The sequence below is a fragment of the Paenibacillus sp. FSL L8-0641 genome, from assembly GCF_038006265.1.
Lineage (GTDB): Bacteria > Bacillota > Bacilli > Paenibacillales > Paenibacillaceae > Paenibacillus > Paenibacillus polymyxa_D.
This window is the reverse complement of sequence record NZ_JBBOUW010000001.1, coordinates 5,407,817-5,426,461: the sequence shown is the minus strand read 5'-3', so window position 1 is coordinate 5,426,461 and position 18,645 is coordinate 5,407,817. Positions and strand designations below refer to the sequence as shown.

The 18,645-nt window shown below is 44.0% G+C and carries 25 protein-coding genes; 9 read left to right on the top strand and 16 right to left on the bottom strand.

The annotated features are described in order from the left end of the window. Window positions 1-95: 95 nt before the first annotated feature. Entirely contained in the window at window positions 96-1,100 is a 1,005-nt protein-coding gene (locus tag MKY16_RS24525; protein WP_029518849.1) for a sensor histidine kinase, read from the bottom strand. After that, on the bottom strand, window positions 1,093-1,788 hold the full coding sequence (locus tag MKY16_RS24520) for a response regulator transcription factor (RefSeq protein ID WP_029518848.1): 696 nt from the start codon (window positions 1,786-1,788) through the stop codon (window positions 1,093-1,095). The genes MKY16_RS24525 and MKY16_RS24520 overlap by 8 nt, the downstream gene beginning before the upstream one ends. A gap of 190 nt (window positions 1,789-1,978) precedes the next feature. Here MKY16_RS24520 and MKY16_RS24515 point away from each other — a divergent pair, with 190 nt between their 5' ends. Both MKY16_RS24515 and MKY16_RS24510 read left to right on the top strand, forming a co-directional pair. Then, entirely contained in the window at window positions 1,979-2,608 is a 630-nt protein-coding gene (locus MKY16_RS24515) for a YfbR-like 5'-deoxynucleotidase (RefSeq protein ID WP_209947909.1), read from the top strand. A 174-nt stretch (window positions 2,609-2,782) separates the two neighbouring features. Beyond that, entirely contained in the window at window positions 2,783-3,769 is a 987-nt protein-coding gene (locus MKY16_RS24510) for an aldo/keto reductase (RefSeq protein ID WP_029518846.1), read from the top strand. 155 nt (window positions 3,770-3,924) lie between these two features. Here MKY16_RS24510 and MKY16_RS24505 read toward each other — a convergent pair whose 3' ends face one another. From MKY16_RS24505 to MKY16_RS24475, 7 genes are all read right to left on the bottom strand, one after another. Then, window positions 3,925-4,224 (bottom strand): spore coat protein, encoded by a 300-nt coding sequence (locus MKY16_RS24505; RefSeq protein ID WP_029518845.1) that lies wholly within the window; start codon window positions 4,222-4,224, stop codon window positions 3,925-3,927. Then, window positions 4,221-4,430, bottom strand: a complete 210-nt coding sequence (locus MKY16_RS24500) for a hypothetical protein (protein WP_029518844.1) — start codon at window positions 4,428-4,430, stop codon at window positions 4,221-4,223. Before MKY16_RS24500 ends, MKY16_RS24505 begins: the two co-directional genes overlap by 4 nt. 32 nt (window positions 4,431-4,462) lie before the next feature. Then, a complete protein-coding gene (locus MKY16_RS24495) occupies window positions 4,463-5,599 on the bottom strand; it encodes a zinc-dependent alcohol dehydrogenase (protein WP_029518843.1) in 1,137 nt (378 codons plus the stop codon). After that, window positions 5,596-5,976, bottom strand: coding sequence for a spore coat protein (locus MKY16_RS24490; protein WP_039272188.1), 381 nt, complete (start codon window positions 5,974-5,976; stop codon window positions 5,596-5,598). The genes MKY16_RS24495 and MKY16_RS24490 overlap by 4 nt, the downstream gene beginning before the upstream one ends. Window positions 5,977-6,016: 40 nt before the next feature. Further along, entirely contained in the window at window positions 6,017-6,268 is a 252-nt protein-coding gene (locus MKY16_RS24485; RefSeq protein WP_039271973.1) for a hypothetical protein, read from the bottom strand. 72 nt (window positions 6,269-6,340) lie between these two features. Beyond that, window positions 6,341-7,879 (bottom strand): FAD-dependent oxidoreductase, encoded by a 1,539-nt coding sequence (locus MKY16_RS24480; protein ID WP_340957449.1) that lies wholly within the window; start codon window positions 7,877-7,879, stop codon window positions 6,341-6,343. Window positions 7,880-8,057: 178 nt separating this feature from the next. Then, complete coding sequence (locus MKY16_RS24475; RefSeq protein WP_029518839.1) at window positions 8,058-8,681, bottom strand: acetate uptake transporter; 624 nt, start codon at window positions 8,679-8,681, stop codon at window positions 8,058-8,060. Between the two features lie 264 nt (window positions 8,682-8,945). Between MKY16_RS24475 and MKY16_RS24470 the strand changes: the two genes are divergently transcribed. From MKY16_RS24470 to MKY16_RS24455, 4 genes are all read left to right on the top strand, one after another. Continuing rightward, complete coding sequence (locus tag MKY16_RS24470) at window positions 8,946-9,605, top strand: hypothetical protein (RefSeq protein WP_029518838.1); 660 nt, start codon at window positions 8,946-8,948, stop codon at window positions 9,603-9,605. A 70-nt stretch (window positions 9,606-9,675) separates the two neighbouring features. Continuing rightward, entirely contained in the window at window positions 9,676-10,032 is a 357-nt protein-coding gene (locus MKY16_RS24465; RefSeq protein WP_069012290.1) for a nucleotide excision repair endonuclease, read from the top strand. Window positions 10,033-10,141: 109 nt separating this feature from the next. Beyond that, window positions 10,142-11,086 (top strand): helix-turn-helix transcriptional regulator, encoded by a 945-nt coding sequence (locus MKY16_RS24460; protein ID WP_029518836.1) that lies wholly within the window; start codon window positions 10,142-10,144, stop codon window positions 11,084-11,086. A 67-nt stretch (window positions 11,087-11,153) separates the two neighbouring features. Next, window positions 11,154-11,675, top strand: a complete 522-nt coding sequence (locus MKY16_RS24455) for a DinB family protein (protein WP_080658672.1) — start codon at window positions 11,154-11,156, stop codon at window positions 11,673-11,675. Here the strand turns inward: MKY16_RS24455 and MKY16_RS24450 are convergent. The 4 genes from MKY16_RS24450 to MKY16_RS24435 all read right to left on the bottom strand — a co-directional run bounded on the left by MKY16_RS24450 (window position 11,608) and on the right by MKY16_RS24435 (window position 14,208). Then, complete coding sequence (locus MKY16_RS24450) at window positions 11,608-12,144, bottom strand: Crp/Fnr family transcriptional regulator (RefSeq protein ID WP_029518835.1); 537 nt, start codon at window positions 12,142-12,144, stop codon at window positions 11,608-11,610. The two genes, MKY16_RS24455 and MKY16_RS24450, sit on opposite strands and share 68 nt — an antisense overlap. 36 nt (window positions 12,145-12,180) lie before the next feature. After that, window positions 12,181-12,921 carry an SDR family oxidoreductase gene (locus MKY16_RS24445; RefSeq protein WP_029518834.1) on the bottom strand — a complete coding sequence of 247 codons (741 nt, stop codon included), beginning with the start codon at window positions 12,919-12,921 and terminating at the stop codon, window positions 12,181-12,183. Between the two features lie 30 nt (window positions 12,922-12,951). Then, window positions 12,952-13,530: a TetR/AcrR family transcriptional regulator gene (locus MKY16_RS24440; protein ID WP_029518833.1), complete on the bottom strand. Its 579-nt coding sequence runs from the start codon at window positions 13,528-13,530 to the stop codon at window positions 12,952-12,954. 132 nt (window positions 13,531-13,662) lie between these two features. Continuing rightward, a complete protein-coding gene (locus tag MKY16_RS24435) occupies window positions 13,663-14,208 on the bottom strand; it encodes a glutathione peroxidase (protein ID WP_165145594.1) in 546 nt (181 codons plus the stop codon). A 278-nt stretch (window positions 14,209-14,486) separates the two neighbouring features. Here MKY16_RS24435 and MKY16_RS24430 point away from each other — a divergent pair, with 278 nt between their 5' ends. Beyond that, on the top strand, window positions 14,487-15,215 hold the full coding sequence (locus MKY16_RS24430) for a YheC/YheD family protein (RefSeq protein ID WP_029518831.1): 729 nt from the start codon (window positions 14,487-14,489) through the stop codon (window positions 15,213-15,215). A 115-nt stretch (window positions 15,216-15,330) separates the two neighbouring features. On the opposite strand, the gene MKY16_RS24425 is transcribed toward MKY16_RS24430, so the two are convergent. After that, on the bottom strand, window positions 15,331-16,041 hold the full coding sequence (locus tag MKY16_RS24425; RefSeq protein ID WP_340957444.1) for an SDR family oxidoreductase: 711 nt from the start codon (window positions 16,039-16,041) through the stop codon (window positions 15,331-15,333). 32 nt (window positions 16,042-16,073) lie between these two features. Beyond that, window positions 16,074-16,625: an NAD(P)H-dependent oxidoreductase gene (locus MKY16_RS24420; RefSeq protein WP_069012287.1), complete on the bottom strand. Its 552-nt coding sequence runs from the start codon at window positions 16,623-16,625 to the stop codon at window positions 16,074-16,076. A 161-nt stretch (window positions 16,626-16,786) separates the two neighbouring features. On the opposite strand from MKY16_RS24420, the gene MKY16_RS24415 reads away from it, so the two are divergent. Together MKY16_RS24415 and MKY16_RS24410 are read left to right on the top strand one after the other, a co-directional pair. Next, the gene (locus MKY16_RS24415) at window positions 16,787-17,137 is read left to right on the top strand and encodes a winged helix-turn-helix transcriptional regulator (RefSeq protein WP_029518827.1); all 351 of its coding nucleotides are present in this window, start codon (window positions 16,787-16,789) and stop codon (window positions 17,135-17,137) included. A 174-nt stretch (window positions 17,138-17,311) separates the two neighbouring features. Further along, window positions 17,312-17,800 carry a hypothetical protein gene (locus MKY16_RS24410; protein ID WP_340957441.1) on the top strand — a complete coding sequence of 163 codons (489 nt, stop codon included), beginning with the start codon at window positions 17,312-17,314 and terminating at the stop codon, window positions 17,798-17,800. An 88-nt stretch (window positions 17,801-17,888) separates the two neighbouring features. Here MKY16_RS24410 and MKY16_RS24405 read toward each other — a convergent pair whose 3' ends face one another. After that, window positions 17,889-18,629, bottom strand: coding sequence for an SDR family NAD(P)-dependent oxidoreductase (locus tag MKY16_RS24405; protein ID WP_029518825.1), 741 nt, complete (start codon window positions 18,627-18,629; stop codon window positions 17,889-17,891). Window positions 18,630-18,645 lie beyond the last annotated feature (16 nt).

Below are 18,645 nucleotides of genomic sequence, written 5' to 3'. Positions count from 1 at the left end.
CACTCCTTATTGTTCTTGTAGCCTTATTATAAAAATAGAGCCGATGTTTTTCCTTTGATTGGGCGAACAATACATAAAAGCATGTGACATCTCTGTCACATGCTTACCACACTCACGAAATCATTTCGTTTGGGAAAAATTAAAGTGAAGGTTGTACCTACGTTCGGTTTGGAGTGCACATCTATATGTATGAGCAAGGTTTGTGCTGCCTTTTTCGTTAAATATAACCCCATACCCGTTGAAGTGTGATCAGAATGTTGGGTTGTGGAGGTAAAACCTTTCTCGAAGATACGCGGTATATCCTTCGGATCAATACCGCGTCCAAAGTCTTGAACCTCAAGCTGTATTCGATCCCTTTGTTCATAGCTGTGAATGATAATATCACTGGCATCGCTATATTTGATGGCATTGGTTAAGAGCTGTCTGATGATAAAAGCCAGCCATTTGGCATCACTCAGCACTTCCATGTGCTCAAGTTGGATGTCAAAACCGATCCCCTTTTGGATGCACCATGACTGTAATGCTTTGATCTCTTTAAAAACCAGAGATTTTAAATCCACTTGCTCGACATACAGATCATTTTCAATAAAAGATATTCGTTTGTGATGGAGCTGCTGATCCAGCAGTAAGTGAATTCGTAGCCATTCATAGGTTAACTGAGCTTTTAGGGACTTGTCGTCCAACCGCTCAATCATCAAATGCATGGTGGTCAAAGGTGTTTTTACCTCATGAATCCAGGATAATAGTTCATCTTTTTCATGTTCAAGTGTCAATTGATTTTGCGAGATGATCTGTTGTAACCGTTCGTTCTGGCCCGTGATTTTTTGTTCAATGATTTGCTCAAACGGACTCTCCGGTTCGCCTATACCCGTTAGTTCAAGAGAACTCTCCCATTTTTCTAGTGTGGTATAGAACTTGGTTTCCTTGGGATAACGAATGATTAAAAAAACCAAGAAAATCATCATAGATAAGAAGACGATATAAAGAATCGGCATTAACGGAATTGCTGCATCCACATAAGCAATGAACAGGATCAGGAATTGCTGACACACAAACAGTAGAATCCAGCTCCGCCTCTCTATAAGGTATTTTTTAATCATAGGCAGGTGCCTCTTCTGTAGCCATGTAGCCTTGCCCGACTTTCGTTTCAATGAAACGGCCCAAATCCAGCTCGTCCAATTTTTTGCGCAGGCGGTTCAAGTTGACGGTCAGGGTATTGTCGCTGACAAAACGTTCATCATCCCAGAGGCTTTTAATTAATTCCTCACGTGCAACAATTTTATTTTTTTGTTCGATCAGCAGCTTCAAAATAAAGATCTCGTTCTTGGTTAATTCGATGGAGCCAGTCTCATTGGCTACTACATTTTTTTCATAGTCGACCGTTGCGCCACACCATGTTTTAAGGGAGACAGGTTCTGTATTGTAATTATATACGCGGCGGAGTGTCGCCTGTAATTTGGCAATGAGTACATCAAAATGAAACGGTTTTTGGATAAAATCATCCGCTCCAAGCTGCATCGACATCACCATATCCGTAGGATGATCCCGTGAAGATAAGAAGAGGATGGGGACGTTAGAGTGGGATCGAATCATTCGACACCAATGAAACCCATCAAATTTCGGCAATTGAATATCTATCACGACCAGATCAGGCTTTATCGTTGTGAATTCCTGAATGACTTTATTAAAGTCCTGGATGCCATACACATCATAGTTCCATTGAGTTAACCGATCCTTCATTTCATGGAACAAAGTTTCATCATCTTCAATTAATAAGATTTTGAACAACGAATTCACCACTTTATATTTTTTTCAGGATTTTGCAAATTCCTCTTTTATAAAGTGTATAGCAAAAATTGTGTATATGCTACATGTGTGAATTCCACTTGATATTGCGATAATCTGCTGTTAATAGTTGAGGTTTATAGTGGGATTTAGATTGACTATCTCATATATATATTAAAGGATGGATGCAATGATGGGGATTCACACGTATTTTCGGTCGCTAAATGAGCTGGAAAGAATCATCCGTTGTCCGGGTAAGTTTAAATTCGAGGAACACAGCGTATCGGCACATTCTTGGAAAGTCGTACAATACGCCAAAACGCTGGCTGATATTGAAGAGAGAAATGGTGTCCGTATTGACTGGAAAAAGCTATACGAGATTACGAGCAGTCACGATTACGGGGAGATTTTTATTGGAGACATCAAAACGCCAGTTAAGCACTCCTCTAAGGAACTACGATTATTAATCCAACAGGTCGAAGAGGGTATGATTGAGTATTTTATTGAAGAGAATATTCCCGAGGATTTTAAGGCTATTTTTCGCAAACAGCTAAGGGAAGGTAAAGATGATTCTGTAGAAGGTTTAATCCTTGAAGTTGCGGACAAGATGGATCAGGTATACGAAGCATTTGCAGAACTTCAGCGGGGAAATACGGAAAAAGAATTTATAGTCATGTACCGTAATGCACTTGTAAAAATCAAGAATATTCAATTACACTGCGTTGAGTATTTTTTGGAAAATATCCTGCCCGATATGGTCAAGGAAGAAACGCCTTTATCCATTGATATCAAGAAGATTACGGAAGAGGCTTTAGCTCTGTAAGTGAATCTCCCTACCGTCCAGAAGCTACCGACCGCTTCTGTTCATACATAATAATTCTCGTTTCAAAACGAGACAATGCTTGACTTCAAGTTAACTTTAAGTAGTAACATACGGAATGTGACGTGGTGCTTAGGAAATACGATGACTATTCTGACAATTTAGGAGTGATAGAAATTGAAAAAGAAACAACTGGGTAACAGTGACCTTCAAGTATCTGCACTGGGTCTGGGCTGCATGGGAATGTCCGAATATTACGGTGAGTTGAATGAGCAGGAGTCGATCAAAACACTTCATCGTGCGCTGGAGCTAGGGATAAACTTTTGGGATACTGCCGATGTCTATGGTGTGGGGGAAAATGAAAAACTGATTAGCCAAGTCCTGCGGAGCCGCCGCGACGAAGTCGTATTAGCCACTAAATTTTCCATTATGCGTGGGGAAGATGGCGCATTTATGGGTGTAAGTGGCCGTCCCGAATACGTAAAAGAGGCATGTGATCGCAGCCTGCAAAGACTGGGTGTAGATGTGATTGATCTGTACTACCAGCATCGTGTTGATCCGAATGTGCCTATCGAGGAAACAGTTGGTGCGATGAGTGACTTGGTTCAAGCGGGAAAAGTCCGCTATTTGGGGCTGTCCGAAGCTTCTCCTGGGCTCATTCGACGCGCTCACAAGGTACATCCGATTACAGCGCTGCAAACGGAATACTCCTTATGGAGCCGAGAAGCAGAAGATGAAGTTATACCGGCGTGTAAGGAACTAGGCATCGAGTTTGTGGCCTACAGTCCACTTGGACGCGGCTTTTTGAGCGGACAAATTCAGAAGTTTGATGATTTTGCAGAAGATGATTTCCGTCGCTCTGTGCCACGTTTTCAACCTGAGAATTTCCAGAAAAATCTGGATCTCGTGCAGCATGTTAAGGACCTTGCCGCCCAAAAAGGGGTCAAACCTTCTCAACTGGCGTTGGCATGGCTGCTTGCGCAAGAGGGAATTGTACCGATTCCAGGAACCAAGCGGGTTACGTATTTAGAGGAAAATGCAGGATCCGTCGATGTTGTTTTATCCGCACAGGAAATGGAAGCTATTAACGCAATTATTCCAAAAGGAATGGCAGCGGGTCTTCGTTATCCTGCAGAACGGATGCCGAATTGGCAAGCCGAATAATTAAGATAACATGTTAATCCCAAAAGCCGCCCTTAACGCGTATCGACGTGAAAGGCGGCTTTGTGGGTTTACATATACTGCTAAGGATGTGCTTTTAAAATTCCCAAGGGACGTCCTACGGTCAGGAATGTACGACCGAAGTGAGCGTCCTATCTTTATAAAACAGGGGCTTGCAATGCAGTATTGATATTTTGTAGATCCATCGTAAGCTGCTCTTTTACGTTCCATGGGTGATACCAGCCACGTTCGATCATGTATGTTGAAATCTGCTCATGCATATCAATAGCCTCATCCAGTTGCTTCGTAAGAATTGCCTTAATTTCTGGAGTTCCCGCTTCTGTTACGGCCATAGCGTAATTTCTCACACCGCTTTTGGCCGCGTTCAGAAAATCGGCTGCAATGACTTGGTCCGTTAAGGTATGCAGTCCGGTCAAATGCTCCAACAGTGTATTCATGGCTTAACCTCCTGTGAGATGGCTTGATCTAAGAGGGTACCGAGTTCTTGTAATTGGCGGGTCGATAAGTCAACATCCTGCTGTAATATAGCTTTGAGAGTTGGATCAGAGATTAATGCTTGCATGGTTTTAGACTTGGTAAGACACACTGTTTTGAACGCTGACAATTCATGGACTTCAAGTGTTTCGTGCAGGCCATACACCATATGACGTTTACCTCCAATGCTCCAATATATAGTTAAGGTTTAAGTACAACTTTGATGCAATTGTCCTGTCTGGTATCAAAAATTTCATATCCACGTTTGGCGTCGCTTAACGGAATGACGTGTGTAACAACGTCTCCTGGGTCCACCTTTCCCGTATCAATCAGCTCATACATATATGGCATATAGTGAATAACGGGAGCCTGTCCCGTACGTAAATTAACATTTCGCTGAAAAATGTCTCCCAAAGGAAAACCGTTATATCGTCCGCCGTAGACTCCGGTAACTTGAATGGTGCCACCTTTGCGCACAGCCTGTGTAGCTATGACTAGTCCTCCTAAAGCTCCGCCGTGAAGCTTGAGACCGGAAGCGAGAGATTCCAGCGGAGACATTTTACCGCTCATGCCGGAGCAGTCAATAACTACGTCTGCGCCTCCTTTGGTTATCTCTTTGAGGTAGTTGCCGACGTTTTCTTGCGATTCTACATTAACAATTTCCACATGATTTGTACGCTTCGCATGTTGCAGACGATAATCCAGGTAGTCTGCCGCAATGACTCGTTTTGCCCCTTTGAACCAGGCGAACTTCTGGGCTAGCAGACCTACCGGTCCACAGCCAATAACAATGACAGTATCCCCCTTCTTTACTCCGGCATTATCGACGCTCCAAAATGCAGTAGTCATGGCATCAGCAATCAGGCAAAGCTTCTCGTCAGGATGTTCACAACTCTCCGGAATTTTGAAGTGAGTGAAGTTGGCAAAAGGCACACGTAAATATTCAGCTTGTCCACCCGGATATCCACCAGTTGTTCCTGAATAGCCGAAAAAACCGCCCATTTCTCCATGCTCATTAGAATGATCACATTGACTTTCCAATTGGTTTTTACAATAAAAGCATTCACCGCACGCTATGTTGAACGGAATGATCACGCGGTCTCCCTTTTTTAAGTTGGTTACGCCGCTGCCAACTTCCTCTACAACCCCCATCGGCTCATGACCAATTACATAATCTTCCTGTAGATTCGGAATCATTCCATGAATGAGATGCAGATCTGAACCACAAATAGCGGTTGTCGTCAGTCTGACAATCGCATCGTCGGCTTTTTGAATACTTGGGTCCGGAACCTCTTTAACCACAACGTTTTTGATACCTTGGTAGGTCACTGCTTTCATGCCTGGTTTCCTCCCATATGTTCGTCCGGCGTGCGATCAAACATACCCTTGCGGGTGGTATCGTCTGGGAACAGTTTCATTTTACTGATGTCCACCGTCTTGTTGGCTGATAGTTGATCTAATTGATACTGCTTTTGCAGATCATAGGGATGAAACCATTTTTTTCGTACCATAAGATCAGTAATTTCCTGATGAAGAGCGATGCCTTGATGCAGTTGATTGCGCAACAGAGTTCTGGCATCTGGAGAGACGGTTTCCGTCAAGGCTACGGCTGTATTTCGAACTCCTTCCTTGACGCGAATCAGAAAATCCATCGCTAAGGTCGTGTCTGCCATTTCTGGCATGTTTAATGAGTTTTTTGGATCCACATAATCCATTTTAGCGGACTGGGTCTGATCTAATGTCACATCATTCACCTCAATTTAAGATTGGTGTTGGTCTGAATTCTGGAACAGGTGCCTGAAACGGTGCTTTAACATACAATGCTTGCAAATCGGCAATAGCTTGTATAGATTGTTGAACATCTTTTTCCATTAAATCCTTTAGCTCTTGATCGAATACCAAGCCCTGCATTAATTTGGACTTGGCTAAGCATAACGTTTTAAAATTAAGCGCTTCGTGGATTTCTAAGGACTCATGCGCCGCTAATGTAGACTGTTGGTTTATCATCGGATCACCTTTCTTTTATGTTTCTCAAAGGTATGTTATCCAGCCTAACTAGGTTTATTCGAAAGGATCGTGCTATTCGGCTTCAACCTTGCCAAGTGCTTTTTTGGCCGGTCCTTCAATGACTTCGCCTTGATATGAAAAGCGAGAGCCATGACAAGGGCAATCCCATGTTCTTTCCGCTTCATTCCACTCGACTTCGCAACCCATATGGGTGCATGTCGTGTCCACTAGGTGCAATGCTCCTTGTGGGTCTCGGTATGCGCCTGCTCTTTTGCCGTTTACCCGGATGACCGACCCTTCGTCGTGTTCCAGTTCTTCGGCTTTTTTGTAGCTGATGTCTAACTTTCCAGCAATCAAATGTTTAGCCACATTTGCATTTTGAGTTACAAATGTTTTAATGTCGGGGTCCATATGAAACCTTGAAGGGGAGAAAAGATCCTGGTAGGGGCTTTCCTCTCTGGTAATCAGATTCGTATTTAATAAGGCTGCCGCTACACTTGTGGTCATCCCCCATTTTCTATAACCCGTAGCAACGAGGATGTTAGAGGTGTTGGATAGTTCCTGCCCAATATAAGGGAGCTTGTCTAGCGTATACAAGTCTTGGGCCGACCAGCGATAAACGATCTCCTTTAATCCAAATGTTTGCTCCGCGAACTTTTGTAAAGCTTCATAGTACTGGAAAGTACAGATTCCTTGTCCTGTTTTGTGACCTTCCCCACCGACGATAACCATTGGTTCTCCGTTTACCATTACGGAGCGAAGTGAACGTTTTGGGGTTTCTGCACTTAGATACATACCACCTGGATAGATTTTATCGGTTTTGACCGCGAGTACATAAGACCGCTCGGCATGCAATCGCGCAAAATAAAGACCGTTGGGATCATTGAATGGAAAATGTGAGGAGGATACGACATGGTTGCAGGTAATCTTCTTTCCGTCGCTGGTTGTAATGATGGCAGGGTTTCCTTTTTCCACATCTACAACGGTGGTTTGCTCATAAATTTCCCCGCCCTGACGGATGACTTGGTTTGCCAAATATCTTAAGAAAGGTACAGGATTAAACTGGGCCTGGTTTTTCATCTTAATAGCTGCTTTAGTTGAAAACGGCAGAGGCGTTTGTTCGACATAACTTCCCGGGATGACAAGTTGCTCGTAAGCTTTATATTCGTCGTCGATTTTTCCAACGTACGTATCTTCACATGTATAAACGTAGGCATCTTCTTCTGTAAATTGACAATCAATATTAAACTCTTCTACCGTTTGTTTGATAAATTGAAGAGCGTTGTGGTTGGCTTCGTAATAGAGCCGGGTTTTTTCCTTGCCAAAATGGGAAATAAACTCGCTGTAGATCAAATCATGCTGTGCGGTAATTTTGGCGGTAGTATGACCGGTTGTCCCATGAAGTATCCGCCCTGCGTCGACGACGGCGACGTTTAATCCTTTTTTAGAAAGTAAATAAGCAGTGGTAATACCGGTAATCCCCGCACCTACAATGGCAACATCCACCTGAATATCCTCACTAAGTTTGGGGAAGTTAGGGATGTCAGTGGAAGCTAACCAATACGATTCGGGAAATTGCGGAAATGCGATACGAGATTTGCTTTGTGTCATTTTTACAAAAACCCCTTTGATTACAATTTATGTATATTGTTATCATTGTGGGGTTTTATATTCACTAAACGACTCTCTTTAGTATTTTTTTGATACAGGGGGGAGTGATGGAAAGGAAACAAAGCCGTCCTTAACGCGGATCGGCGCGAAAGGAGGCTTTGTGGGTTTAAATATGCAGCTAAGGACGTGGTTTGAAAATGCCGAAAGGACGTCCTACGGGCAGAAATGTTCGGCCAAAATGTGCATTCAGAACGGCAGCTCCTGTACCGTACAGCGAGAGTAGACCAATGCCCATTTCAGCATAAGCGGCGATGGTATGGAACACCTCTGGGGCGATGCCGAATGCATCGAAGCTAAGGCCGAGGAATAGAAAATCAATCAACACAAAAATAAAAAATAGGACCTTGTGCGTCTCCATGGCTCCAATGGTCATGAAGAGCGTGAAGATGAGATAGCCGGCAAAGGCAAAGCCGAGCTGTTTGCCATCTACAGCAGATGCCAGCTCTGAGCCGAATACGCCCATTTTAATCATCCAGCTACTAGCTACGGCTAACCAGAAGAAGGCGTAAGCACCAAATGCCGTCATGCCAAAGGTATTGTTATGCTTTGCATCCTGAATGCAGGCAAACAGCTGTGCAAAGGCACCAAGGAAAATAGCCCAAGGGATAATAAAGCTCAAGCCTTCAGTGAGACCAAGCTTTTGGGATGAAGCTACAAGTGTTACAATAGCCAAGCCAAACAGGCCGATCGCACTCGGATCGGCCGTTATGATTTTTACGTTAGCATGAGATTCATTTTGCATGAAAAAATAGAAGCCTCCAATAATGTTCAAATACGCGTCAATCTGCCGATGCCAGAATCACACTGACATATTGTAACGGAAACCGGCGTGCTCGCATAGTAGGGAATTCATAGATTTCTATCTATTACGGTGCCTGTATTAACGTTATTACGACCATCCTCGATACTGACTGAGGTAAAAGGAATACTTTCAGCTTGCTTTAATCTTGTTTTAAGCTTGACCAGGTACACTCAAGGCAATTTTCCTAGGAAGGATGTATAACAAATGAAGACGAAAAGGGCCGTTTGGATTCCAGCTATGATTGCAGTTACGGTAGCAGTTCTACTCGTCATCTACTATTACTACATGTCATCGCTCTCCGGCGGTGGACCTGGCCCACGGCTATCAGAAGGTGGGTCTACAGGGCCTGTGGGCGTACATCCTCGTGGAGAAGGGCGTGGGGGCAACGGGGAAATATTCAAGACTTTGGGTACGATTTCCGTATTTCTTGGTGCGGCCGCTTTCTCTTGGTTCTGGTTTAAGAAGAAGCTAAGATCGCCATCAATGTTGGTTAGAAGAGCCGGGCGGTTGTTACATTCCCTCCATAAACTTCTGGGTTGGGCGACCTTGATCCTGATTGCCGCTCATGGTATTTATTTTTTGATAACCAAGCTTCAAGATAACAAAACCTATACCGGGATTGCGGGATTTGTCATTCTGCTGGCGATCGCCGGGTATGGCTTCTTCATTAACAAAGTTCGTAACAAGTGGATGCGGACCGTACATCGTTTGCTCGGATTGCTTTGGGTTCCCGTGTTGCTGCTACATGCTGGCGGATCGGCGATTATGGCGGTCATCGCCAGCCTTGCAGTGGGGGTACTTGTCTGGGTACTGGAAAGAATCGTTGAGAAAACGACGAAGCCTGTTCCAGGGGACACTCCCTGATTATCTTGAATGGTGTTACCGCAGGATTTGTGATAATATTTACACCTATATAGAATGAGGAAGTGACATAGTGATTAATATAACAATTCCAACTCCGGATATCACGATTACCAAACAGGTTAACCCTGAGCTCAGCCATATTTACGGGTTTACCGACTTTCACCTGATCCCTAGAGATAAGGCGGGTATCTTTATGTTTTACAATGCGCAGGAGGAACTGCTGTTCGTTGGTAAAGCAAGAAAGCTAAGACCAAGAATCAAAAAGCATTTTGAAGATAACGTATCGCCGATCAAGGACAAGCGGAATGAGGTTGCGATTATCGAGGTTTGTATTGTAGAAGATGCGGTAGAGCGAGAAATTTATGAAACCTACATTATCAATTCACAAAAGGCTAAATATAACGTTGAAAAAGTATTTTTTAAGTAATGGAGTAACTTCCGTATGAAAAAAAGAGCAATAAGTCGCAGTGACTGTACTGCCCTTATTGCTTTTTTGTATTTCTGCATTTTAGATCCTTCCAGAGAGGGGCCATGGTATGAACAAAACAGATCGTTTGCTAGCGATCTTGCTAGAGTTGCAGCGTAAGGATATTTTACGAGCTGAGGATTTGGCAGCTATATTCGAAACGAGTGTGAGAACCATCTATCGGGATATTCAGGCTCTAAGCGAATCGGGCGTACCGATTGTAGGAGCACCGGGCATTGGATATTCCTTGATGGAGGGGTATTTCCTGCCCCCAGTGAGCTTTACCGCAGAAGAGGCTGTGGCGTTGCTAATCGGGACGGATTTTATCGAACAAAAATTTGATACAGACTACGGTATCAAGGCGCAAACCTCCCGCAGGAAAATTGAAGCCATTTTACCAGAGAGCGTCCGCAGGGAAGTTTCCCGGGTGCGTACAACCATGAGATTACTCGCTGTGGGTGAAGGGGCAAACCATAGAGAGAAAACCTACTTGGAAACGCTGCGTCTTGCTGTATTGGAAAAACGAATGGTACGGTTTGGTTACTCCAAAAGAATGCCAGAGGCTGACGGGAATCGTCAAAGTGTGCGTGTGGTCGCTCCCTATGGTCTGGTATTGCTTCGTGGTTCGTGGGTATTAATCGGGCAATGTGAATTGCGGCAGCAGCTTCGCCATTTCCGTCTGTCACGTATGGACGAGCTTATGGTACTGGAGGACAGGTTTCATTTGCCTGTCGATTTTCATTTGCAGGATTATAAGCAAACCGATGACCGTCATGTGACTGTTCGCATACTAGCACGCTCCGATATCGCAGATAAGGTGAAGGAAGCGAACAACTTTTATATGGAGGCTATAGAGGAGCGTGCAGATGGATTGCATATACTTTTCCGCGTTAGACAGCCGGAGGAATTACTGCAATGGATACTTGGATGGGGCGCGGATATGGTTGTGCTGGAGCCTGAGTCGCTCCGGGAGCGGATACGTGCGGAAGTGGAAAAAATGTTGAAATGCTACTGACATAATGCTGTCAGTAGCATTTTTGTATAGTAAAGCTACTTTAATAGAGAGGGGCAGTCACTAATATATGAATACAACCGAAACATTGCAGCGTTTTGAAGAAACGGCACAACACTATCTTCTTGAATTGGACAGCTTTAGCTTGGAGCAATTGCAGTACACACCGCAGGAGGACCAATGGTCGCTTGGACAAATGTATCTTCATTTGGTGAACTCTGCTCTGTATATGCACCTGAAGAACATTGATGTTTGTCTACAGCCTAATGGGGAGACAGGGGTTAAAACGGAGGCGGGTACGGCCGTTTTTAATCTAGGAGGGTTTCCGCCCATACGTATCCAAGTTCCACCATCTCCGCAGTATACTCCCCCACAACCGACGAGCAAAGAAGAAATTGTGGAGGGTTTAAATGCTGTGATCCGTAAAATGAGAGAGATTGAGCCGATCGTTGGGAAATCAACAGGGCTTTCTACCGTCTCTCATCCCAGATTCGGCGCGTTGAATGCTGGAGAGTGGTTTTCGCTCATCGAGATGCATTATCGTCATCATCTTTTGCAGAAGGAGCGCTTGAAGCACGCAATAGCCGATTAATCGTCTCCCGGCGTAGCCCGATAAACTGGCCGATTTCCTCCTGCGTCAGCACGTCCGTTAACGTGGCGGGTGCGATGTAGGAGTGGAACCAGCGTTGAAGCTTCCGAAGCTTTTCGGCAGGTGACACCTCGGTGAGCTGGTCAATTCGTTGCTGCATCATGCGCAACTTATCCTGTAGCTGTAAAGCGATAGCCCGACATTGAGTCGGGTCTTGCTCCAGCGCCTGATACCATTCTTTTTGTGACAGAACCTCAACCTCAGAGGTTACCAGCGCGACTGCTGTACCATAATAAGGATTGGGGCTGATCAGGGAGTGGTGCGGGATGATTTCATCGGGCACAATCACATTAACTAAAATTTGCGAGCCGTCTTCATGGACTCGGACAATTTTTAACAAGCCGCTCTTGAGGTGATATAAAGGGCCAGATTCTCCTTGTCGAAATAAGGTCTCACCTTTGTGTAACATCATGAACGTAATAACCTCCATTCCATGTATTCCAGCTTTTTAGATGAACCCGCCATTGACGCGGATTGTCTGCCCGGTAACCCACTGTGATTTGGCGCTGACCAGAAACTCAATCACATCAGCGATATCTTCCGGTTCGCCGAGCCGACCCATAGCATTCATTTTTTTCATGCCTTCGATTTGCTGCTCGGTTTTTCCAGCTTGGAAAAGCTCGGTGTTCACAGGACCGGGAGCCACGGCGTTGATCGTAATTTGTTTGCTTCCGAATTCCTTGGCTAGCTGACGGGTAAATTGCTCCACTGCGCCCTTGGTACCTGCGTATACGCTATAGGTCGGGAACATTTGTCCGATCACGGATGTGGACAGGTTCACGATTCTTCCGTAGTTCTCCATATATTTCATGGCTTGCTGACAGGCAAAGAAGGTGCCCTTTACATTCAGTGCGAATTGTTTGTCAAAGTCAGCTTCGGTTACCTCAGCCAGAGGTTGGGTGATCATCAGCCCAGCGTTGTTAACCAGAATATCCACTTTACCGAATTCAGCAATCGTATTTGTAAATAATGCTTCAATATCACTCATTTTGCCCAGATCAGCGTGAAGTGCTATGGCTTTGCCGCCTTTTTGAATAATCCTCTCCACGACTTTTTGAGCTTTGTCCGGACTGCTGGCATAATTGATGACTACATTAGCGCCCAGATCAGCCAGTTGCTCGGCAATGGCACGTCCAATTCCTCTAGAGGACCCGGTGATAATTGCTGTTTTTCCGTCCAAATGCTTCATATGTGTTTGGACCTTCCTTCCATATCTATTTTAAGTGATTCCTTTTTCTAAAAGCATCCACACATCCGAAAACTCCCGATTAATCACGGGATTCTTCCATTCGTAAGCATGAGCGGGATGATGAAAACGGGCTGTGGCATAGAAAAGGGTACGCGCCAGTTGGGCTGGCTGATCCGATGTGATGTCTCCGCGTATAATGATATCAGCGAGCTGATCCACAATGTGGGCGATATGCTGGTCGATTAAATCAGCCGCTTGCTCGGTGACCCTCGTATACATCTCAAACATTTCCTCGTCGTCGCGGGCATAATACTGCTTAAGTTCGACCAAGGTCTGTATATATCGTTTTAAATGTGGCGTTCCCAGTATAGATGAATTCTGACAGACCTCCGTTAACGGGCCGATAATCTTTTCATTCAGCCATTTTTCGGTCACACCTTCAAGAAGCTCGGCTTTACTTTTAAAGTGTCGGTAAATGGTACCATGACTTACTCCCAATACTTTGGCAACATCGGTCACGGAGGTTTTGGCTATACCAAAACGCCTAAGTGTGTCTTCTGTAGCGATAAGAATCTGTTCCTTGGTTAGCACATCTGAGGATTTTTCCATAGGGACACGGTCAAGTGCCGTGTGAGTCACCTCCTTAAAGTCAGGATAACATAAAGGGTATCAAATGACAAATATACGTTTTTGTCATTTGATACCCTTTTTTTAAAGAATCCAAAGAAGTGAACAGAAATACTACAATAACGATTCGATGACGGGATCAATGGCCCAGGGCTCCGTTGTTACTTCAAATCTCCCTTGCACATGGCCATCGCGATCGACCAAGAATTTAGAAAAATTCCACTTGATACCGTCGCCAGCGTATATATCCGGATACTTATCCCGCAGGAAATCCTCCATCCATTGACCGTCTTTGGTCTGGATATCGAAGCCTTGAAACGGTGCCTGTTGGGTCAGATATTGAAATAAAGGATGAAGAGATAAGCCTCTTACATCCGTCTTCTCAAATAGTGGGAAGGTTACTCCATGGTTAATTTGGCAAATTCCCTGAACCTCCGAATTGCTACCCGGCTCTTTTTTATTGAATTGGTTACAAGGAAATGCAAGGATTTCAAAACCTTGTTCCCTCCGTTTTTCGTAGAGCTTTTGCAGATCAGTGAATTGACTGGAGAAGCTACACATGCTGGCAGTGTTTACAATAAGGAGAATCTTACCTCTATAGTCTGAGAGTTCAATCGGTTCCCCATTAATTGAGGTTGCTTGAAAATCATAAATAGACATGTTAACGTTCCTCCTCACGTTATTTTTTAATACATCATATATCCAGAATTGTTATTGGTCTAATATATTATTGGAATCAACCTTATAGGTATTTGCAATAATCTTGTCATGTAAAGACACATTGTCCATCTCTCTCTTGAAACCAAAGAAGACTCGACTTGAGAAAGTGGGAGATTTGCCTCTTCATAGCAAACTGTGGCATTCGCCGTTACCAAGATAGAATATAGATGCATATTCATGTAGTGTGTGCAAAAACCCAACAGAATCGAGGGATATTCGTGCCCATTGGAAAGATGATTCAATACAAGGAAATGCGACAACATCCCATTTTACGTTCTCACTTGCCCGAAACCCGCTGGATCAGTAATGCAAGGACTTTACGGATGCTGGATACCTATCGCACAGTCTTCATCAAGCCTAATTATGGGAGTGGAGGGACTGGCATCATACGTGCGAAAAAGCTGGGGAGGAAATATGAGGTTCGTTGTGGCTCCAGTCGCAGAATCGTTAGATCTCACGCCGTAAGAAGAGCAGTTAGAACCTATCGAAGACCTCATCGCCGTTATTTGGTACAGCAAGGACTTAAGTTAGCCAAGTACAAAGGTTCGATTTTTGATGCCAGAGTGTATATGCAGAAGCCGGAATCGGAATGGGTCATTTCAGGAATAACCGGCCGTGTCGCTGCACCTCGAAAAGTCGTTACCAACTATCGGAAGGGAGGACATGCGGCGCCGTTGTCCAAAGTGCTTTTAAGGGTCTTTAAAAATGACAGAACAAAAATGAAAGAGATTCTGGACCAGGTCACCGAGCTTTCTAGAATCATTGCCGACACGATAGATAAAAATCATCCGGTTCGCGAGTTGGGCATCGATCTTGCTATTGAGAAGAGCGGCCAAATTTGGATTATCGAGGCCAATCCGCATCCCGGACATATGTTGTTCAGGCAGCTCCCCAATCACAAGATGATTCGCAACATCTTGAGAAACAAACGTCGTATACATCATTAGGATAAAGTTTGTGAAATCATTCATGGATAAGAAAAGGAGGAGAACGCCCAAGCCAAGGTGCGGGAGCGTTCTCCGTTTTTTTTGGTAAATGACTGACAGATTTAGGACGAAGCTTTTATGTTAAAATGTGTCCGCCATCCACATGAAGGACTGTTCCGGTCACAAACTGATTTTGAATCAAATAAAGTACGCCTCGTGCAACATCCTCCGCAAGTCCAACTCGCTTCACAGGGAGCTTATGCGCGACCGTATCATAGAATTGATTGCGTGTATTTTCAGGCATTTTGCTACGGGAAGGTGTGTCAATAATGCCGGGTGAGACGACATTCACGCGGATGGGAGCAAGCTCTAACGCCAAGGTTTGACCAAGATTCGAAACGGCTGCATTCACAGCACCGAGCGCAGAGGAGCCGATCATCGGCTTGTAAGCCACCACTCCTGAAAATAAGGTAATGGAACCCTCGGCTGAGAGTTGGGAAGCCCCGTATTTAGCTGCATAATACTGTCCCCAAAATTTGTTTTCGAATAGCTTGCGGGCTTGATCTGTCTCCGACTGAAGGAATGACCCACCTGATGTTTCTGCCGCGCTAACGATAAGATGATCATAGGGGCCGACTTTTTCGAAGAAAGATTTTACCTGCTGCTCATCTGACGTGTCCAGCATATGTATTACAGCACGAGGGCCCAGCATTTCCTTGGCCTTGTGCAATTTATCCTCCGAGCGGCTGGCGATTACCACTTCCGCTCCAAGCGAAATGACTTGCTTAGCTGTTTCTAAACCAATACCTGAGCTTCCACCAATAATGACAATCTTTTGGTTTTGCAAATGGATTCCCTCCTAGTATTCATCTGGATTTGTTAATCATGTAATACGGCTTGTAGATGTGTATCAAGATCAGCAATAAATTTGGGTATATTTGGATTTTTAATAACATCGTAGCATGCAAAGCTTTTCAAGGGCTTCATACCGAGAAATGTATGCGCAGAATGCAAATGACGGAGTGCAGCTTCTAGACTAGCCCCATTAAAAAATTGAGTTGGATCATTAAAGGCTTTTTCCGGAGCATTCCAAGTTGTGGAGAACATATATTTCTTGTCGGTTAATAAACCTCCGCTCCCATATTCATGAGCACCCGTGAAGAATATACCGTAAGCATAGACTTCATCCATATAAGTCTTTAATAATCCAGGAACGCTGAACCAGTAGATGGGGGTTTGGTAAATGACTACATCCGCCCATAAAAATTTTTCTTGTTCTTCGCTGAGGGTATAGCCGTCTTGAACAGACGTTATTTTGATTTTGTTCTCTTCACTTAAGAGACGCACCATATTGTCTATCAATGTTTGGTTCAATTTCCCTTCAGACGAATCATATTTTTGATGACCGTTAATGATTAGTATATTTTTCATCTCTTCACCTCCTTGTATTAGAGAAAACGTTAGTTGCTACAGCGATATTGTATATGTAGTAAGTTTATTTAGGGAAGTAGTGATATTTAATTCATATAGTTTCCCTAAAGGAACTATTGTGATATCATTGGATTTAACAGATAATTTTTGGGGGAGTTCCTATGCACGACCAAGAACCTATTGAATTGACCAAAGGAATACCCGGCAAGCCGTGCCCTATTGCCCAAACACTTGATTTGATCGGAACGAAATGGACTTTTTTAATCATCCGTGACCTGCTTATCGAAGGAACACTGAGATTCAGCCAACTTCAGAAGTCCATGAAGGGGATTAGTCCCAAAACGCTTTCCCTACGCCTGAAAGAGCTTGAAGATAACGGTCTGTTAGAGAGAAAGGTATATGCCGAGGTTCCCCCGCGTGTTGAATATTCGTTAACGGAAAAAGGGAAGCGATTGGAAGGTGTTTTTATTGAGCTGAAGAGATTTGGCTTAGATTTAAAAGCAGATCATTGAGGGATATGAACTGCAACATTCCAAGGTATCGTTGAGCTGAACGATGCCTATTTCTTATATTCTAAAAAAGAAAACGTTTGCCAAAAAGTTCACAGAAAGTTCACAGAAAGTTCACTTATGTGGAGGTTTCGACTATTTATATAATTACCAAGGTACACAGAAGGGATGATGGAATTGCCAACGACGAAGAAAGAAGATTTTTACTTTGGTTTCATGATGTGCTTGGGGATGGTCGTATTCATGACATTTTATAATCTATATACAAATGACTTGATTGGCACAATCTCTCTAAAATTAATGGTTTTTCAATTTATTTTATGTTTTATCATTGCTTTCGTATTGGAACTATTTATTGTCGGTCCATTAGCAAAGAAAATAGCCTTCTCATTACCATACGATAAATCCAAAAAGGTATTTGTGATTCTGTCCCTTTCATGCTGTATGGTCATTGGAATGGTTCTCTGTATGTCACTTTATGGATTGGGGACAGCTTACTTTTTTAATGGTCTTTCGGGAGATTCATTATTTAAAAATTACTTATCTTTAGTTTTTAAGAATTTTATTTTTGCTTTCCCTCTGCAGCTCTTAATTGTAGGGCCGCTTGTTCGGTACTTATTTGCTAAATTCGTGAAAGGTACACGAATTGCGGTATCTTTAAGCTAAAACGTAGTTTAACGACGGTATACGATAGCTCAAAAGCCGCCTTCTGTCTGAGAAGGCGGCTTGTTTTTACTCAGAAGTCCCAATATCTTTACAGTGTTTGTCCGCTGTCTACCGTAATAATCTGGCCTGTCATGGCTTCCTGTTCCAAAGCAGAGCAGATCATGCTGGCGATATCTTCGGGCGTGGAAATGCGCTGTAGGAGTAAATGAGGAGCCAATGTTTTCATTTGCTCTTCCCTGCCTGACCACCATCTTGTCGCTACAGCTCCCGGCACGATGCAATTGACGCGAATATCCGGCGCAAGTGCCCGTGCTAAAGATTTGGTCAGCCCGTGGACGGCCGCTTTGGATACCGCATAGGGAAGCGAAGAACCTAGCCCTGTTTGCCCTGCTATACTTCCCAGATTGACGATAGCTCCTTGTTTACTACGCTTCATAAAAGGAGCTACGGCTCTGGCACAGTAAAACATGCCTTTTACATTTACATCAAATAGATCATCCCATACCTCTTCCGTGGCTGCCTCCAGATCATCCATCGGAATGTGATGTGTAATGCTAGCGTTATTCACGAGTATATTAATCGTACCGAATTGCTGGACAATCTGGTCAACCATAGTTCGAACTTCCTGATCTCGGGAAACATCTGCCTGTAATGCGATAGCACGTCCGCCCTTTTCAAGGATCATACGTACAGTTTCCTCTGCATCGTTTTTAGAGCGGGAATAGTTTACGACTACCGTAGCTTTTCGATCTGCCAAGGCCATACACACGGCTCTCCCAATTCCTGTACCTCCACCTGTAACCAATGCTACTTTTTGATGTAAATCCATGTAAATTCGCTCCTTC